This window comes from Paenibacillus sp. YIM B09110, assembly GCF_037167145.1.
Taxonomy (GTDB): Bacteria; Bacillota; Bacilli; order Paenibacillales; family Paenibacillaceae; genus Pristimantibacillus.
The window spans coordinates 58,529-74,692 of record NZ_JBANSP010000011.1 but is presented as its reverse complement, the minus strand read 5'-3'; the positions used below and the strand labels follow the sequence as shown (position 1 = coordinate 74,692).

Here is a 16,164-nt window from a genome sequence, read left to right as displayed (position 1 = left end):
TTATTCACTCCTTTGCGGTTTTCTCGCAACGAAAGCAATCCAATCTTCATCGCGTCTTTTCTCGACGATCTCAAAGCCGGAACGGATCAAGCCGTCCTCAACGTCGGTCTCCTTGTTTTTCCAAATGCCCGACGCAATATATGTACCGCCTGGCTTAAGCGCTTTATACACATCGTCAATGAACAGAAGTATAATCTCCGCGAGAATGTTCGCGACAACCAAATCGACAGGAACGGTAACGCGCAGACCGTGCTCGACGCCTGCCGAATCCGCTTGATCTTCGCGCAGAACGCCCAGCAAGTCGCTAAGACGAACTTCCACCTGCTCAGACAGATCGTTCAACCGCACATTTTCCGTGGCGCTTGATACGGCTATCGGATCAAGATCCAGCGCCAGTACGCTCTTCACGCCAAGTCGGCATGCGCCAATTGCAAGAATGCCAGAACCTGTGCCGACATCGATCATCTCTTCCCCGCCGCGAACGACAGACTCGAGTGTTTGCAAGCATAAAGCAGTAGTCGGGTGAGTTCCCGTTCCGAAAGCCATTCCAGGGTCAAGCTCAATGATCCGCTCGTCTGGACCAGCCTCATAATCTTCCCAAGTCGGCTTGATCGTGAGCTTATCCGATATGCGCAGCGGCTTAAAGTATTGCTTCCATGCCGTTGCCCAGTCATCATCGTCCACATCCGCAGACGTATACTCCACATTACCCGGATCTATATCAAATTCTCTAAGCTGCTCAACGCGCGGCTTAATCGCTGCAATCAGTTCTTCAACATTCGTTCCTTCAGCAAAATACCCTTTAATAACGGCTAAACCTTCGGGAATATCGTTAAGCGGCAGCTCATACCATTGTCCAAGCGATGTGTCGCGCGGCTTGTTCAAAGTGCCTGATTCTTCAATGGATACGCCGCCAGCGCCCATTTCATGCAAAAAATTCGAGATCATTTCCGTCGCTTCTTCTGTTGTCGCGATCGTTAGTTCATGCCATTTCATAGATAACGTCCTCCAATACAATAAAAACCTAACATCTATTGTACACCACGAGCGGCTTTTGCACAAAAGTGTTATAGCGAACTTTAGCGATAATTATGCTACAATGCTTACTAAATGCTGGAAGCAATCTTGCTGATTGCTTTTTTGATAACGTTCAGGAGGGCTGCAGCACCATGTCACCTAGAAATATCGAGAAAGATCAAAGGCTTCGCGACGAGAGGCAAAGCCAGATTCTTGAAGCAGCGATGCACGTTATTGCGCGGCGCGGCTTGCCTGCAACGAAGATCGCGGACATTGCCTCACAAGCTGGAATTAGCGTTGGAAATGTATATAAATATTTCCTCTCAAAGGATGAAATCTTTAAAGCTTTGGTTGAAAACGGACAGCGCGAATATCGGGTTTTCGTCGAGGAGGCGTTGCAATTAAACGCATCACCTTACGATAAGCTGTATTGGTATACCGAGAACTGGCTCGTCTACCGCAACGGCTGGGCGATTACCGCTATCCTTCAATACGCTCGCACATCGGAAGCCGTGCCTCATGAAGTAACGCTGGCGGTCAGCGAACGTTTCATTGACAACTTGCGGCCAATGGCTGCGATTATCGCAGAAGGTCAAACGGCTGGCACTTTCAAGGACGGAGACAGCTTCGAGCTTGCGCTTATCTATGTGTCGATGATGGAAGGCCTTATTTTGCACAGTATTCCCGGTATTCAAGAAATCGCCACGCTTACCCCGGATAAAATGATTGCATTGCTGCTCAAATAACAACTTTTCAAGGTGAAACGGCTGATGCCGTACCTTGGTGGCGAAGCGCGTTTCATTCCGGAGAAATATAAGCTCAGTATAAGCAGCAAATTTTATACTTTCTTATATTTGAAAAAAAGATTGACTCATTTTGGAAAATGCTGCTATCATATGTACATAGTGAATAATTATTCATCGCAAGTCTACCAGACCGCTGGAGACGCATAAGGACAACTTCGCAAAGAAGAGTCTTTATGCTTTTTTTATTTTCATTATACCAACTTATCCGATGAGATTAATTAGTCAACTAAAAGGAAGAGGATGAGCGATATGAAGCTATTTTGGTTTATACCGACATACGGTGACGGCCGATATATTGGTTCAGATTTCGGAGCAAGGTCAACAACGCCTGCCTACTACCGCCAGATTGCCGCTGCAGCCGACGATCTTGGTTATGATGGGGTACTGCTCCCTACCGGGCGTTCTTGCGAAGATCCATGGGTGACCGCCGCTTCGTTAATTCCCGTAACGAAAAATCTCAAATTTCTCGTCGCTGTCCGTCCGGGACTCATGTCTCCTACGTTAGCTGCTCGCATGGCCTCCAGCTTCGACCGCAATTCCGAGGGACGTCTGCTCGTTAATGTCGTTGCCGGAGGTGATCCCGATGAGCTTGAAGCAGACGGATTGTTTCTAGACCATGACGAACGTTATGAGCTTACCGACGAGTTCATGGATGTGTGGCGCAGAGTGCTTAGCAACGAGTCTGTCACCTTCGACGGAAACCATCTTAGAGTGAAAAATGCTATCAATATGCTCCCTTCTCTCCAGCGTCCTTACCCGCCTGTCTACTTCGGGGGCTCATCGCCCGCTGCAATGGATGTCGCTTCCCGTCATGCGGATTACTACTTAACTTGGGGAGAGCCCCCTGATCAGGTGAAGGAAAAGATCGATCGAATGAGAGACATAGCCGCTCGGGCGGGGAAGGAAATCAAGTTCGGCATTCGGCTGCACGTCATCGTCAGGGAGACTGAAGCCGAGGCTTGGGCGGAAGCAAACCGCCTCATCAGCCGCCTGGATGAAGGTACGATTGCCAAAGCCCAGCAAATCTATGCGCGCATGGACTCCCATGGCCAGCGCAGAATGACCGAGCTTCATAGCGGCAGCCAAAGCAATCTCGAAATATCGCCCAACTTGTGGGCCGGTATCGGACTAGTAAGAGGCGGAGCCGGTACAGCTCTAGTCGGTGATCCCGACTTGGTTGCTGCGCGAATGAAGGAATACGCCGCACTCGGTATCGAGACTTTCATTATGTCCGGCTATCCGCACTTAGAGGAAGCCTATCGGGTTGCCGAGCTTCTCTTTCCGAAACTGCGTTCACAGCAAGCTGATAACCAAACGGCGGCGGCACGCGGCGGCGAGATGATCGCTTACCACTACGATCCAAAGCACAGCCGCTAAACGTTAGGAGACTGCCATGACAAATGCTAATTATCGTCACTTATTGTATTCCGCACTGTCAGTAGCTTTCGTAATTATCGCGTGGACAGCTGTAACGGCACTCAATTGGGTCAACCCGTTATTCATCCCATCACCGCAAAAAGTATGGCTGGCATTCGCTCAAATCTGGCAATCAGGATATAAAGGCCATTCCCTTGGACTGCACGTCGCCGACAGTCTATTCCGCTTAGGGAGCGCCTTCGCGCTCGCGATTATAACCGCGATTCCGCTTGGTCTTATTAGCGGAGCTTCGGCGACAATCAGAGCTCTTCTCGATCCTTTCATTGAGTTCTACAGACCGCTGCCACCGCTCGCCTACTACACCATGCTTGTTCTGTGGCTCGGAATCGGCGATTCATCCAAGATCGCCCTGCTGTACCTCGCAGCCTTCGCTCCGCTCTACATCGCTGTCGTTGCCGGTGTCAGAAAGGTGTCGATTGACCGCATTCGCGTCGCCAAGACGCTCGGCGCGACCCGGAGCAAGCTGTATCTGCATGTGCTGTTGCCTTCCTCGCTGCCTGAGATTTTTACAGGCATAAGGACAGCGATCGGCGTCAGCTACACGACCCTTGTTGCAGCCGAGATGGTAGCCGCGATGTCCGGCATCGGCTGGATGGTGCTGGACGCGAGCAAGTTTCTTAGGAGCGATATTATTTTTGCAGGCATTATTCTAATGGGATTAATCGCCATAGTGATCGATTCAGCGATCCGTCTGCTCGAGAGGAAGCTTGTTCCTTGGAGCGGCAAAGAGTAAATAAACCATATTCATAAGGAGTGGAGTTTAATGAAAACAGTAAAAACCAAAACAATATCTATTGCATTTATCATGTTAATTGCGCTTGTCGGCATCTTATCGGGATGCAGCTCGAACAACGGCAAGAATACAGAGAGTCCGACCAATAAGCCGGAGACAAAGGCTGTAGAAACCGTTAAACCAAATGAAACCACTGAAGAGCCTGCGCAAGCTGAGCAGCTGCCTAAGGAGGTCCGCATAGGATTCCAAGTCATTCCGAATGCGGAGCTGCTCACCAAAGCGCTGGGCTTAGCTGAGAAAAAGTTTCCCAATGTCAAAGTAACCTGGGTTCAATTCGATTCCGGTCGGGACGTGAATACCGCATTCGCGGCAGGCGGCATTGATCTCGGTCTTGCCGGTTCTGTTCCCGTAGCTATTGGTCTTGCCAGCGATCTGCCGTATCAAGTGTACTTCCTGCACGATATTATCGGTGATAACGAAGCGCTTGCAGTGCGCAACAGCTCCAATATTAACAGCGTCAAAGATTTAAGCGGCAAGAAAATTGCCGTCCCGTTTGGTTCGACCACTCATTTCAGCTTACTGTCTGCATTAAAGAAAGAAGGCGTCGATCCGTCGACCGTTTCGATTCTCGACCTTCAGCCTCCCGATATCGTTGCGGCATGGCAGCGTAAAGATATCGATGGAGCGTTTGTCTGGCAGCCTTCACTCGCCAAGCTCATTGCTGAGGACGGCAAAATACTTATCTCTGCCAAGCAGTTATCGGAGCAAGGCATCATTACGGCCGATGTCGGTATCGTGAGCCGCAGCTTCGCGGAGCAATATCCGCAGTTCGTGAAAGATTACGTCTCGCTGCTCGATGAGTCTGTCTTGTTATACCGTTCGAAGCCTGAAGAAGCAGCCAAGGCGGTAGCGCCGCTGCTCAGCCAATCCGAAGCCGACACGCTGCCGCAGCTGCATGAACTTGTCTGGCTAACATCGGCAGAACAGCAGGATGCCAAGTATTTAGGTACAGACAATAGCATTAGCGGATTTGCTCAAGTGCTGCAACAGACTGGTCAATTTCTCGTTGAGCAGCAGACCATTCCGACAGCCCCGGAAGCAGACGTGTATCAGAAAGGAATTTGGAACGAAGGAATTAAGCGATAAGGAGAGGAAAAGCGATGACTGAAGCTGCTCACCCATTCATACAGCCAGCAGAAGACATTGCGGCTGCGGAAGCCGTTAAGCTGGAGGATATCAGCCTGATCTATCCGAGCAAAACAGCTCAATCAGAGGTTCTGCGCCGTATCGATCTTACGATTGAAGAGGGAGAATTCGTATGCGTGCTCGGTCCTTCAGGCTGCGGCAAAACTTCGCTGCTTAAGGTTATCGCCGGCTATGAGCAGCCTTCCGCTGGTACGGTAAGCGTGTTTGAGCGGCCTCACGGTAAGCCGCATCCCGAGGTCGGCGTCGTGTTCCAACACGCTAACCTGTTTCCCTGGTTGACGGTACAGCGAAATACGGAATTCGGACTAAAGATGTCCGGTCTGCCAAAAGCGAAGCGCAAGCAAGTAGCAGAGGATGTCCTCGAACAGGTTGGGCTTTCGAACTATGCCTCGTTGCTTCCCTATCAACTGTCAGGCGGCATGAAGCAGCGAGTCGCCATTGCAAGAGCGCTAGCCCCCCAGCCGCGCATTCTGCTGCTGGATGAACCTTTCGCTTCGCTCGATGCGCTCACGAGAGAAGCGCTCCAGCAATTGCTGCGCAAGCTATGGCTGCAGACGGGCAAAACCATTTTGTTCATCACCCATGACGTGGATGAAGCACTGCTGCTTGGCACTCGCATCATTACGATGCAGGGCTCACCGGGCCGCATCCATTCGGATATCGCCAATCCCCTTAACAGCCGCATAGAACCGTTCGCAAGCGGACGCAAGCATCCTCGCTTCGCTGAACTTCGCGAAAGTCTTGTCAGGTCGCTGCGAACGCAGCAGCATGATCCAGCTTCTACCCAACAATAAGCATCATCCCAATAAACAGAAAAGGAGCTATCTCAAGGAATAACCTTAAGAGATAGCTCCCTTTTCTTGTCTATCTGTTACATGATCGACGTGTCTGCTTGACCGCCGATCTGTTCGATAAGACGCAGCGCTTTGTCTGCAATGGCCGCATCAACGGTAGCGGTCAGCAAGCCCTGCTCATACAGTCCGCCGACATCGACTACCCGAAGCGCTTGCAGCTTGTGCAGCGCCTCCTGCGCGGCGCTCTCGCCGCTGAAGGTCGCTTTGATCTCGACCTGGTTCATATTATTGCTCCTGAGCGCGTTGATCCGCTTCAACTGCGCGCTGGGCAGCTTGGCGATCCGCCTCGTCCGCCAGTTCTTCGGAAAACTCCACGTCCTCGTTTTTCCCAATCGGCAATTGAGCAAAATTCACTTTCTCCAACTCATTCTTTTGATTCTCTGTCATCTGTATCGTCTCCTTTAGTTTACTTCTTCGCGTATGCGTATAACTGCATTACCTGATTAGAGTGCTCCTTTAATCTTTTTTCTATTCGTCTAAAGGAGTAATATAGGCAGATCCATCACATTAGCTGTAAATTAGCGGTCATCCAGTAATATCCCCGTTGAGGACACTATAGACCTTAACTAAGACATAAATGGTATTTGATCAGCGTTAAGGACTACAGAAACCTTATGGCTTGAATTATTTCTAATAAGCTCATTCCACGGCCTCTCATACTCCCAATAGCGTCCACTGTGTCCGTAACAACAAGAAATATACAGATAAAGTCTTCCAAGAGCCAGCTGGGTCCGTACTAATGATTCACATCCTACAAAAAAAAGACGTTCCGGGTTATTCACCGCGGAACGCCTTCTTCATGCGCTCGAATATCGATTCATGATGTTCTTGATCGCCGGCTGACTCGGAGCCCGGGCCGCCCAATTGGCGAAGCAAATCCTTCTGCTCTTCGGTCAGACTCGTTGGAGTAACGACCGTTACCTTCACATGCTGATCGCCTTGGCCGTAGCCGCGAAGCTTTGGTACGCCTTTTCCTTTTAAGCGGAAGTACGTCCCTGTCTGCGTTCCCGCAGGCACCTTCAGCTTAATCTTCTCTGTAAGCGTCGGGATCTCGATCTCGTCGCCAAGCGCTGCTTGAGCGAACGTAAGCGGAACTTCGCAATAGATGTCGTCGCCGTCGCGTTCGAAGAACTCATGCGCTTTGACACGAATAACGATGTACAAATCGCCTGCCGGACCTCCGCGCAAGCCGCCTTCGCCTTCGCCAGAAAGTCTGATTTGCGCGCCTTCGTCCACGCCCGCCGGGATACGAACGTTGATTTTGCGTTGACGCTTCACTTTGCCAGCGCCGTGGCAAGTGCCGCATTTGTCTTTGATAACGCGTCCCGTGCCGCTGCAATTCGTGCAAGCACGACGGTTGACCATACGCCCGAACGGCGTATTCTGAACAACCTCTTGCTGTCCGCTGCCTTTACAGATCGTACACGTTTCAGGCTTCGTGCCAACCTTCGCGCCAGAACCATGACAAGTGTCGCAAGTCTCTGTGCGAGGAATCGTAATTTCCGTTTCCTTGCCGAATACCGCTTCCTTGAACTCGACGGTCATTGTATACTGCAAGTCATTGCCGCGCTGCGGTGCGTTCGGATCGCGCCTGCCGCCTCCGCCGCCGCCGAAGAACATATCGAAAATGTCTCCGAAGCCGCCGCCGAAGTCGCCGCCTCCGCCCCCCATGCCTTGATTCGGATCAACATGACCATAACGGTCGTAAGTAGAACGTTTGCCATCGTCGCTTAGGACGTCATAAGCTTCCTTAACTTCCTTGAATTTCGACTCCGCGTCCGCTTCCTTATTGACGTCGGGATGAAACTTGCGGGCAAGCTGACGGTATGATTTCTTAATATCGTCTGCGGAGGCATCTTTGCCAACGCCCAACACTTCATAATAATCGCGTTTATCTGCCATCTGTTCTCACCTCCGCTATATGCTATGATTTCATCTGCAAAAAGGCCCATCATTAATAGCATTCGCACGAAAGGAGGTCAAAGACAGGCTACGCCCGCCCTTGACCTCACGCTCCTGCTAAACGCCTATTACTTCTGGTCGTCTACAACTTCGTAATCGGCATCGACAACGTTATCTTTGCCTTTCGAAGCTCCAGCGCCTGCTTCAGGCTCGCCGCCTTCAGCGCCTTGTGCAGCTTGTGCTTGCTCATAGAGCTTCACGGAAAGCTGTTGAACGATTTCAGTCAACTCGGCAGCCGCAGCATTGATTTGTTCGATATCGTCAGTAGCAAGCGCAGCAGTCAATTTTTCTTTCGCTGCATTTGCTTTCTCGATTTCGGAAGCATCAACTTTGTCGCCAAGGTCTTTGATCGTTTTGTCGACGGAGTAGATGAGCTGGTCAGCGCTGTTCTTCGCTTCAACAAGCTCACGACGCTTGCGGTCTTCCTCGGCGTTAAGCTCAGCGTCCTTCATCATTTGCTCGATCTCGGCGTCGCTCAAACCGCTCGACGAAGTGATCGTAATTTTTTGGCTCTTGCCTGTTCCTTTGTCCAGAGCGGATACGTTAACGATACCGTTCGCGTCAATATCGAAAGTAACTTCGATTTGCGGTACGCCGCGCGGAGCAAGAGGAATATCGTTAAGCGTGAAGCGACCAAGCGTCTTGTTGCCGTTCGCCATGGAGCGCTCGCCTTGCAATACGTGTATTTCTACGCCTGGCTGATTGTCAGCATAGGTCGAGTAAACTTGCGATTTGCTTGTTGGGATCGTCGTGTTGCGTTCGATCATTTTCGTGAACACGCCGCCAGCTGTCTCGATACCAAGCGAAAGCGGAGTAACGTCGAGCAATACAACGTCTTTCACGTCGCCTGTCAATACGCCTGCTTGAACGGCAGCACCGAGGGCTACAACCTCATCCGGGTTAACGCCTTTGTGCGGGTCTTTGCCGATTAGCTTCTTAACCGCATCTTGAACGGCAGGAATACGCGTCGAGCCGCCTACAAGTACAACTTTGTCGATGTCGCTCGGGGACATGCCAGCATCGCTTAGCGCTTGACGAGTTGGTCCAAGCGTACGCTCTACGAGCGCTGCGGACAGCTCTTCGAATTTCGCGCGGGTCAGGCTCATCTCCAAATGCTGAGGAACGCCGTCAACCATTGTAATGAACGGAAGCGAGATCGAAGAAGTCAGGACGCCGGACAATTCTTTTTTCGCTTTCTCAGCCGCGTCTTTTAGACGTTGAACGGCAGCTTTGTCTTTGGACAGGTCGATGCCTTGCTCTTTCTTGAATTCAGCAACAAGGTGATCGATGACCACTTGGTCGAAGTCGTCGCCGCCGAGCTTGTTGTCGCCGCTAGTCGCTTTAACTTCGAAGAAGCCGTCGCCCAGCTCAAGAATCGATACGTCGAATGTACCGCCGCCAAGGTCGTATACAAGAATCGTTTGATCTTCTGTTTTCTCAAGGCCGTATGCAAGCGCAGCCGCTGTCGGCTCGTTGACGATACGAAGCACTTCAAGACCTGCGATTTTGCCTGCATCCTTCGTCGCTTGACGCTGACTGTCATTGAAGTATGCTGGAACCGTAATAACGGCTTGCGTTACGGTTTGACCGAGGTAAGCTTCTGCATCGGACTTCAGCTTTTGCAAAATAATAGCGGAAATTTCTTGCGGCGTAAAATCTTTGCCGTCTACTTGCTCTTTATGGTTCGTGCCGATATGGCGTTTGATCGAGCTGATCGTGCGATCCGGATTTGTGATTGCTTGGCGTTTTGCCGTTTCACCGACAATACGTTCGCCGTCTTTCTTGAAGCCTACTACGGAAGGCGTAGTGCGGTTGCCTTCTGGATTCGGAATTACGACGGCTTCGCCGCCTTCCATAACTGCTACGCAAGAGTTCGTCGTACCAAGGTCGATACCGATTACTTTACTCATCGTTTTATTTCCTCCTAAAAAGTTTTGTGTAACGAAGTGGAGCAAAACTTGCTTCGTAAGCTTTCGCTTAAAGTTTTGTGTAACGAAGTGGAGCAAAACTTGCTTCGTAAGCTTTCGCTTAAAGTTTTGTGTAACGAAGTGGAGCAAAACTTGCTTCGTAAGTTAAAAAATAATTAGCCGCTTACTTTAACCATCGCTGGACGCAATACTTTATCTTTCAGCATGTAGCCCTTTTGCACTTCCTCGACAATAATGCCTTCTTCATGCTCATCGGACTCAACCTGCATAATGGCCTGATGGAATTCCGGATTAAAAGGCTCGCCGACGACATTCATCGCCTTCAGCCCTTCGCCCGTAAGTGTCTGCTCTAATTGTCGGAAGATCATCTCCACGCCTTTGGCGAGCGATTCAAAATCGCCGTTTGCGGAAGCTGCTGCCATAGCGCGATCGAAGTTATCAACCACTGGAAGCAATTGCGTAATCAGCTTCATGGAAGCGTATTGCGCAAGCTCTTCCTTCTCCTTCGTCGTACGGCGGCGGAAATTATCAAAGTCCGCTTGCGCGCGTAAGTATCGTTGTTGTGCTTCTTCAGCTTGCTTCTCGAGCCCAGCATAACGGGAATCTGTTGATACGTCCTCTGCGAAGGTCTCCTCGGCAGCTTGCTGCTGCTCTTCGGATATTTGCTCTTCTACTGCTTCTGCTGCTTCGTTATGTTGTTCGTTAGTCACCTTGTCACCTCCTTAAAAGTCGTTACTTATACCAGCGGCTCATTAAGAGCGCCATATCCTTGGATATTAGATCAAGCAAACTGATTACTTTGCCGTATTCCATCCGGGTAGGACCTAAAATACCGATCGTTCCAAGCGACTGACCGTCGACGGCATAGGTTGCCGTAATCAAGCTGCAGTCACTTATCGCCTTGTGGTCATTTTCTGTTCCAATACGTACTTGTATACCTGATGGCAAAGCGGAAAACATTTTCATTATTGCCGGTGTCTCATCAAGCAAATCCAATATCGTTTTCACTTTATCGACATCCTTGAACTCCGGCTGTGTCAGCATGTTCGTCGTGCCGCTTAAGAAAATACGATGCTCATCGTCGCTTTGCAGCGCATGGTCAAGTACTTGAAGCACCTGCTCGAAATGATCGACATGACGCTCCAGCTCCTGGCCAACCTCGGAATAGAGCTTCGACTTTAAGCGGATCAACGGGACGCCTGTCAGCTTCTCGTTCAAAATGTTGACGACCTTCTGCATGTCGTCCATCTTAAAACCTTGCGGCAGCGAAATCGTCCGATTCTCGACATGGCCCGTATTCGTAACAATGATGGCTACAGCCGACGTATCGTCAAGCGGTACTAAGCCGAAATGCTTCAAGGAATTAGAGAACAGCTCCGGTCCGAGCAAGATCGACGTATAGTTCGTCAGATTGGACAGAATGCCGGCAGCATGCTGGATCACTTCCTCCATCTGGCTCATCTTATCCGTAACGAATGAGCGAACCATACCTAGGTCATGCTCATTAACCTCGCCTAGCTTCACCAAATGGTCGACATAATAACGGTATCCCTTTGTAGAAGGCACGCGTCCGGCAGACGTATGCGGTTGTTCAAGAAAGCCAAGCTCCTCCAAATCGGCCATTTCGTTGCGAATGGTGGCCGGACTGAAAGCTACGTCGCCTCGCTTCGAGATGCTGCGTGAACCAACCGGTTCAGCCGAGCGAATATAATCATCCACGATTGCATGCAATATCATCCGTTGTCGATCCGTCAGCATTCGAATTCCCCCTACGTATTTGTTGATCACCGTCATCGTTAGCACTCAATCGATTCGAGTGCTAATCATTAATACAAAAATACCAAACCAGCTTAACGATTGTCAAGTCGGTTCGGTATTTTTTGTTCGTTATTACGCTGGAAGATGCTTTAGACCGTTCTGAGCACGGCGATTTCATCGCATGCATGCTGCTTCGGGCAGTTGACGCAGTCCTTCCACACCTTCTCCGGAAAAATCTCTTTCTCCACGATCGTGAAGCCGTTGCGCTTGAAGAAGTTGTCCGCATACGTGAGCGCCATCACTTTAGTAACGTTCAGCGCCTTAGCCTGCTCGATCAAGCTCTCGACAAGTTTGTTGCCGATGCCAAGCCCTCTGTAGCCATCCGTCATGCCGAGCGAGCGAATTTCCACCAAGTCGTCGCCAAGCCTGCTTAAGGAGCCGCAGCCAACGACAACTCCGTCAACCTCGGCAACGACGAAAGTATCTATTATATGTTGCAGAGCTTCTCGTGTACGAGGCAGCATAATGCCTTTCTCGGCATAACCTTTAATTAATTGAAACAACGTCTCGATATCATCGGACGTCGCTTTTCTGCATAGAACCTCTAATGCCTGCATCGCTGCCTTCGCCTCCGCTCACCACTGATGATAAAAACAATATGAATAAATATACAACATAATGTATTTTTACACAATAGTAAAAATAGTGCCGTTCATTAGCCCTCGAGGAAAGCGCCGAACACTTCATTTCCGAGCAAAACACCTTGTGCAGTAAGCTTATACACGGTATCACCCGATAATTCCAGCTTCTCGAGCAAGCCGTCTCTCAGAAGCTTGTCTATCGTTGGACCAAACTTCTGCTCCAACGATAGGCCTCCCCCAAACTGCTTGGAGAAATTCGAAGAACGTACGCCTGAGAGCAGCCGCAAGCCTACCATCATGAAATCCTCCATTGCTTCTTGCTCGCTCACCTCGAAAGAGTCCAAACGCGGCAGCTTCCCGGAGGCCGCATCAATGTAAGGCGTAATCCCTTTCAAATTCACATGACGCTGACGATTGGCGTAGCCATGCGCACCTGCACCGAGGCCGTAGTATGGCTCATTGCGCCAATACGTAGAGTTGTGACGGCTCTCGTATCCCGGTTTTGCAAAGTTGCTGATCTCATAATGCTCGTATCCGCCGGCCTTCAGCAAATCCATCAATCGAATGAACATATTAAATTCTTCATCTTCAGTTGGCAAAGGCAGCTCATTGCGCTCATAAAGCTTGTGGAATAGCGTATTCTCCTCGACCTTCAAGCTGTATATCGAATAATGCTTCAAATCGAGCGCAAGCGCACTCTCTACACTGCTGGTCAAATGCTCGATCGTCTGACCCGGCAAGCCAAACATAAGGTCGATCGACATATTGGTGAAGCCTACCTTGCGTGCATTCTCCAAGCTCCGGTATACATCGTCTACACTATGAATACGGCCGATTCGCTCCAGCAAGCCGTTATCGAACGACTGAACACCAAAGCTGATTCGATTGACTCCGCCGTCTCGCATCGCCTGAAGCTTCTCGATATCCGTTGTTCCGGGATTCGCTTCCATCGTGAATTCAACGTTCGGAGCCAGCGGAAAATGAGACTTAACCGCATCAAGAAACACTTTCATCTGCGGCGGTGTCAGTACGGTCGGCGTACCCCCGCCTACGAAGACGGTATCGATCTCCACGGGCGGCAGCAGCTCGGTCGTCCGCTTCATCTCCTGCTCAAGCGCAATCAAATATTGATCGACGGGCTGACCCTTCAATACGTAAGAAGTAAAGTCGCAATAATGACATTTGTTCGTACAAAAGGGAATGTGAATATATAACGCCCTCGGCGATTGCATGACATTGGTAACACTCATCGTTAGTCCTCCTTCCGTCGTGCGCCAAGCGTAAACGGCTGTCGCCGTCCTTGGCGGCACAAGCTTTCGTTTCGCGGTGAAATATAGGCATGAGGATAAGAGTGAAACTTATACTTTCCTATATTTTAAAAAAATAATATCTCAATAAAAAGAAGGAGAGCCGCGCTCTCCCTCGCTTCGCTACTTTAGTCGCTTAAGCCTAATTCTCGTCGATCTTAAGAACAGCCATGAATGCTTCCTGCGGCACCTCTACGCTGCCGACCTGCTTCATCCGCTTCTTGCCTTCCTTCTGCTTCTCAAGCAGCTTACGCTTACGGCTGATGTCGCCGCCGTAACACTTGGCAAGAACGTTCTTACGCATAGCCTTTACCGTCTCGCGGGCAATGACCTTCGTTCCGATCGATGCCTGAATCGGCACCTCGAACATTTGACGCGGGATAAGCTCTTTCATTTTCTCGCAAATGAGACGTCCGCGATTGTATGCGCGATCGCGATGAACGATAACGGACAAGGCGTCGACCTGTTCGCTGTTCAGCATGATGTCCATCTTCACGAGATTCGAGCGGCGATAGCCGGATAGCTCGTAGTCGAACGAAGCGTAACCCTTCGTATTCGATTTCAATTGATCGAAGAAATCGTATACGATCTCCGATAATGGAATATGGTACGTGATCGTAACGCGGTTCGTATCGAGGTATTCCATGTTAACGAACTCGCCGCGCTTATTCTGACATAGCTCCATGATTGGTCCGACATAGTCGTTCGGCACGATGATGCCAGCCTTAACGAATGGCTCTTCTACATAATCAAGCTTGCCAGCTTCAGGATAATTCGACGGGTTGTCGATATCCATAGTTTCACCGTTCGTCAACGTTACTTTGTAAATAACGCTTGGCGCTGTTGTAATAAGCGGTATATTGAACTCGCGCTCAATACGCTCCTGAATGATCTCCATATGCAGCAGTCCCAAGAATCCGCAACGGAAGCCGAAGCCAAGCGCCGTCGAAGATTCCGGTTCGTATCTGAGCGATGCATCGTTCAGCTCAAGCTTCTCAAGCGCTTCGCGCAGATCATTGTAATCTTGCGTCTCGATCGGATACAAGCCGCAGAACACCATTGGATTAATGCGGCGGTAACCAGGCAGCGGGGCTGGCGCTGGGCGCTTCGCTTCCGTTACCGTATCGCCGACGCGCGTATCCTTCACGTTCTTGATCCCTGCTACAACGAATCCTACGTCGCCTACGGCCAGCTCGTCGACAATCGACATCCGCGGCTTGAATGCGCCGACCTCAATGACTTCGAATTCCGCTCCCGTTGCCATGAAGCGAATTTTTTTGCCGGCTTTGATACTGCCGTCCATGACACGCACGTATACGATTACGCCTTTGTAGGGATCGTAATGCGAGTCGAATATAAGCGCCTTAAGAGGCTGATCCGGATCTCCGGTCGGTGCCGGGACTTTGGCTACGACCTGCTCCAATATCTCCTTAATGCCGATGCCCGCTTTCGCCGATGCAAGAACGGCCTCGCTTGCATCAAGGCCGATAACATCCTCAATTTCCTGCTTCACACGTTCAGGCTCGGCGCTAGGCAAATCGATCTTATTAATGACAGGCAAGATCTCTAGACTGTTGTCTAGTGCCAAGTAAACGTTAGCAAGCGTCTGAGCCTCGATACCCTGCGCCGCGTCAACAACGAGCAGTGCTCCTTCACAGGCCGCCATGCTTCGAGATACCTCGTATGTAAAGTCGACGTGTCCCGGTGTATCGATCAAGTTTAGAATGTACTCTTCGCCGTCGTCGGCGCGGTACGACAATCTAACCGCTTGAAGTTTAATGGTAATGCCGCGTTCCCGCTCCAGATCCATTTGATCAAGAACCTGCGATTGCATCTCGCGGGAGGAAAGTGCGCCGGTATACTCCAGTATCCGGTCGGCCAAAGTTGATTTGCCATGGTCTATATGCGCAATAATAGAAAAATTTCTAATTTTCTTTTGTCGGTCACGAACGTCTGTCATGCCTAACCCCCACAATTTCCAATAATTCTACTCATTCTTTCTAGTATATCAGCTTAAGGGGCATGTGGGCAATGTTCATTCTCACTTCGTCAATCCGTCGAAGATCGAGACAACGAAACGGATGCCTCCGCTCGATACAGACTGCAGCATTCCTGAAGCCGATTCCGCCAGCTTGTCAACGGCGGGCTCGTTCTCTTGAAGCGGAATACCAGGCAGCCGCTCGTTCTCAACGACAGATGGCCTTTCACCCGCTCCGGCATCTGTTTCTCCGCCTTTGGTGAGCAGACGTTTCGTCTCCTCAAGCTCCCGCTCCAACTGCTCAATCTTACGCACGTAGACCAAGTTCTCATCCAGTTGCTGTGTGTTTTCCTGAGTTCCGGCATTTTCGTATTCGTCATAGTAGCCGCTGCCCGATTCCGTTTTCTCGAAGGAACCGTTAATGCGCTCAATGCCGGATGAAGACATCTCGATTCCGTATAAGACAATAAACACAATCGCGCCTCCCAGCAGTGTCCACTTAAGCGCACCCTTCTTCATCGCTCATTCTTCCCTTCC

Annotated in this window: 16 protein-coding genes; 5 read left to right on the top strand and 11 right to left on the bottom strand. The window is 50.3% G+C overall.

The window, feature by feature from the left end; all coding sequences use genetic code 11:
* Complete coding sequence (gene prmA / locus V8F51_RS17380; RefSeq protein WP_337101581.1) at positions 1–996, bottom strand: 50S ribosomal protein L11 methyltransferase; 996 nt, start codon at positions 994–996, stop codon at positions 1–3.
* A gap of 173 nt (positions 997–1,169) precedes the next feature.
* Here prmA and V8F51_RS17375 point away from each other — a divergent pair, with 173 nt between their 5' ends.
* The 5 genes from V8F51_RS17375 to V8F51_RS17355 all read left to right on the top strand — a co-directional run bounded on the left by V8F51_RS17375 (position 1,170) and on the right by V8F51_RS17355 (position 5,993).
* On the top strand, positions 1,170–1,763 hold the full coding sequence (locus V8F51_RS17375; RefSeq protein WP_337101580.1) for a TetR/AcrR family transcriptional regulator: 594 nt from the start codon (positions 1,170–1,172) through the stop codon (positions 1,761–1,763).
* A gap of 309 nt (positions 1,764–2,072) precedes the next feature.
* Positions 2,073–3,200, top strand: coding sequence for an FMNH2-dependent alkanesulfonate monooxygenase (ssuD, locus tag V8F51_RS17370; RefSeq protein ID WP_337101579.1), 1,128 nt, complete (start codon positions 2,073–2,075; stop codon positions 3,198–3,200).
* Between the two features lie 16 nt (positions 3,201–3,216).
* On the top strand, positions 3,217–3,993 hold the full coding sequence (locus V8F51_RS17365; protein WP_337101578.1) for an ABC transporter permease subunit: 777 nt from the start codon (positions 3,217–3,219) through the stop codon (positions 3,991–3,993).
* Positions 3,994–4,023: 30 nt separating this feature from the next.
* Positions 4,024–5,139 (top strand): taurine ABC transporter substrate-binding protein, encoded by a 1,116-nt coding sequence (locus tag V8F51_RS17360; RefSeq protein ID WP_337101577.1) that lies wholly within the window; start codon positions 4,024–4,026, stop codon positions 5,137–5,139.
* Positions 5,140–5,153: 14 nt separating this feature from the next.
* Positions 5,154–5,993, top strand: coding sequence for an ABC transporter ATP-binding protein (locus tag V8F51_RS17355; protein ID WP_337101575.1), 840 nt, complete (start codon positions 5,154–5,156; stop codon positions 5,991–5,993).
* A 77-nt stretch (positions 5,994–6,070) separates the two neighbouring features.
* Here the strand turns inward: V8F51_RS17355 and V8F51_RS17350 are convergent, their stop codons facing one another.
* From V8F51_RS17350 to V8F51_RS17305, 10 genes are all read right to left on the bottom strand, one after another.
* Entirely contained in the window at positions 6,071–6,277 is a 207-nt protein-coding gene (locus V8F51_RS17350; protein WP_337101573.1) for a hypothetical protein, read from the bottom strand.
* A gap of 1 nt (position 6,278) precedes the next feature.
* On the bottom strand, positions 6,279–6,440 hold the full coding sequence (locus V8F51_RS17345; protein WP_337101572.1) for a YfhD family protein: 162 nt from the start codon (positions 6,438–6,440) through the stop codon (positions 6,279–6,281).
* A 387-nt stretch (positions 6,441–6,827) separates the two neighbouring features.
* Entirely contained in the window at positions 6,828–7,955 is a 1,128-nt protein-coding gene (gene dnaJ, locus V8F51_RS17340) for a molecular chaperone DnaJ (RefSeq protein ID WP_337101571.1), read from the bottom strand.
* A 128-nt stretch (positions 7,956–8,083) separates the two neighbouring features.
* Positions 8,084–9,925, bottom strand: a complete 1,842-nt coding sequence (gene dnaK, locus V8F51_RS17335) for a molecular chaperone DnaK (RefSeq protein ID WP_337101570.1) — start codon at positions 9,923–9,925, stop codon at positions 8,084–8,086.
* A gap of 173 nt (positions 9,926–10,098) precedes the next feature.
* Positions 10,099–10,653, bottom strand: a complete 555-nt coding sequence (gene grpE, locus V8F51_RS17330; protein ID WP_337101568.1) for a nucleotide exchange factor GrpE — start codon at positions 10,651–10,653, stop codon at positions 10,099–10,101.
* Positions 10,654–10,675: 22 nt separating this feature from the next.
* Positions 10,676–11,701: a heat-inducible transcriptional repressor HrcA gene (hrcA, locus tag V8F51_RS17325; protein WP_337101567.1), complete on the bottom strand. Its 1,026-nt coding sequence runs from the start codon at positions 11,699–11,701 to the stop codon at positions 10,676–10,678.
* A 149-nt stretch (positions 11,702–11,850) separates the two neighbouring features.
* Positions 11,851–12,318, bottom strand: coding sequence for an N-acetyltransferase (locus V8F51_RS17320; protein WP_337101566.1), 468 nt, complete (start codon positions 12,316–12,318; stop codon positions 11,851–11,853).
* 98 nt (positions 12,319–12,416) lie between these two features.
* Positions 12,417–13,592 carry a radical SAM family heme chaperone HemW gene (hemW, locus tag V8F51_RS17315; protein WP_337101565.1) on the bottom strand — a complete coding sequence of 392 codons (1,176 nt, stop codon included), beginning with the start codon at positions 13,590–13,592 and terminating at the stop codon, positions 12,417–12,419.
* 199 nt (positions 13,593–13,791) lie between these two features.
* Complete coding sequence (gene lepA, locus V8F51_RS17310) at positions 13,792–15,609, bottom strand: translation elongation factor 4 (RefSeq protein ID WP_337101564.1); 1,818 nt, start codon at positions 15,607–15,609, stop codon at positions 13,792–13,794.
* Between the two features lie 81 nt (positions 15,610–15,690).
* Positions 15,691–16,146, bottom strand: coding sequence for a hypothetical protein (locus tag V8F51_RS17305; RefSeq protein WP_337101563.1), 456 nt, complete (start codon positions 16,144–16,146; stop codon positions 15,691–15,693).
* Between the last annotated feature and the right edge of the window lie 18 nt (positions 16,147–16,164).

Coding starts and splice junctions, on each gene's coding strand:
- prmA (WP_337101581.1), bottom strand. CDS start 996: ATGAAATGGCATGAACTAACGATCGCGACAACAGAAGAAGCGACGGAA.
- V8F51_RS17375 (WP_337101580.1), top strand. CDS start 1,170: ATGTCACCTAGAAATATCGAGAAAGATCAAAGGCTTCGCGACGAGAGG.
- ssuD (WP_337101579.1), top strand. CDS start 2,073: ATGAAGCTATTTTGGTTTATACCGACATACGGTGACGGCCGATATATT.
- V8F51_RS17365 (WP_337101578.1), top strand. CDS start 3,217: ATGACAAATGCTAATTATCGTCACTTATTGTATTCCGCACTGTCAGTA.
- V8F51_RS17360 (WP_337101577.1), top strand. CDS start 4,024: ATGAAAACAGTAAAAACCAAAACAATATCTATTGCATTTATCATGTTA.
- V8F51_RS17355 (WP_337101575.1), top strand. CDS start 5,154: ATGACTGAAGCTGCTCACCCATTCATACAGCCAGCAGAAGACATTGCG.
- V8F51_RS17350 (WP_337101573.1), bottom strand. CDS start 6,277: ATGAACCAGGTCGAGATCAAAGCGACCTTCAGCGGCGAGAGCGCCGCG.
- V8F51_RS17345 (WP_337101572.1), bottom strand. CDS start 6,440: ATGACAGAGAATCAAAAGAATGAGTTGGAGAAAGTGAATTTTGCTCAA.
- dnaJ (WP_337101571.1), bottom strand. CDS start 7,955: ATGGCAGATAAACGCGATTATTATGAAGTGTTGGGCGTTGGCAAAGAT.
- dnaK (WP_337101570.1), bottom strand. CDS start 9,925: ATGAGTAAAGTAATCGGTATCGACCTTGGTACGACGAACTCTTGCGTA.
- hrcA (WP_337101567.1), bottom strand. CDS start 11,701: ATGCTGACGGATCGACAACGGATGATATTGCATGCAATCGTGGATGAT.
- V8F51_RS17320 (WP_337101566.1), bottom strand. CDS start 12,318: ATGCAGGCATTAGAGGTTCTATGCAGAAAAGCGACGTCCGATGATATC.
- hemW (WP_337101565.1), bottom strand. CDS start 13,592: ATGAGTGTTACCAATGTCATGCAATCGCCGAGGGCGTTATATATTCAC.
- lepA (WP_337101564.1), bottom strand. CDS start 15,609: ATGACAGACGTTCGTGACCGACAAAAGAAAATTAGAAATTTTTCTATT.
- V8F51_RS17305 (WP_337101563.1), bottom strand. CDS start 16,146: ATGAAGAAGGGTGCGCTTAAGTGGACACTGCTGGGAGGCGCGATTGTG.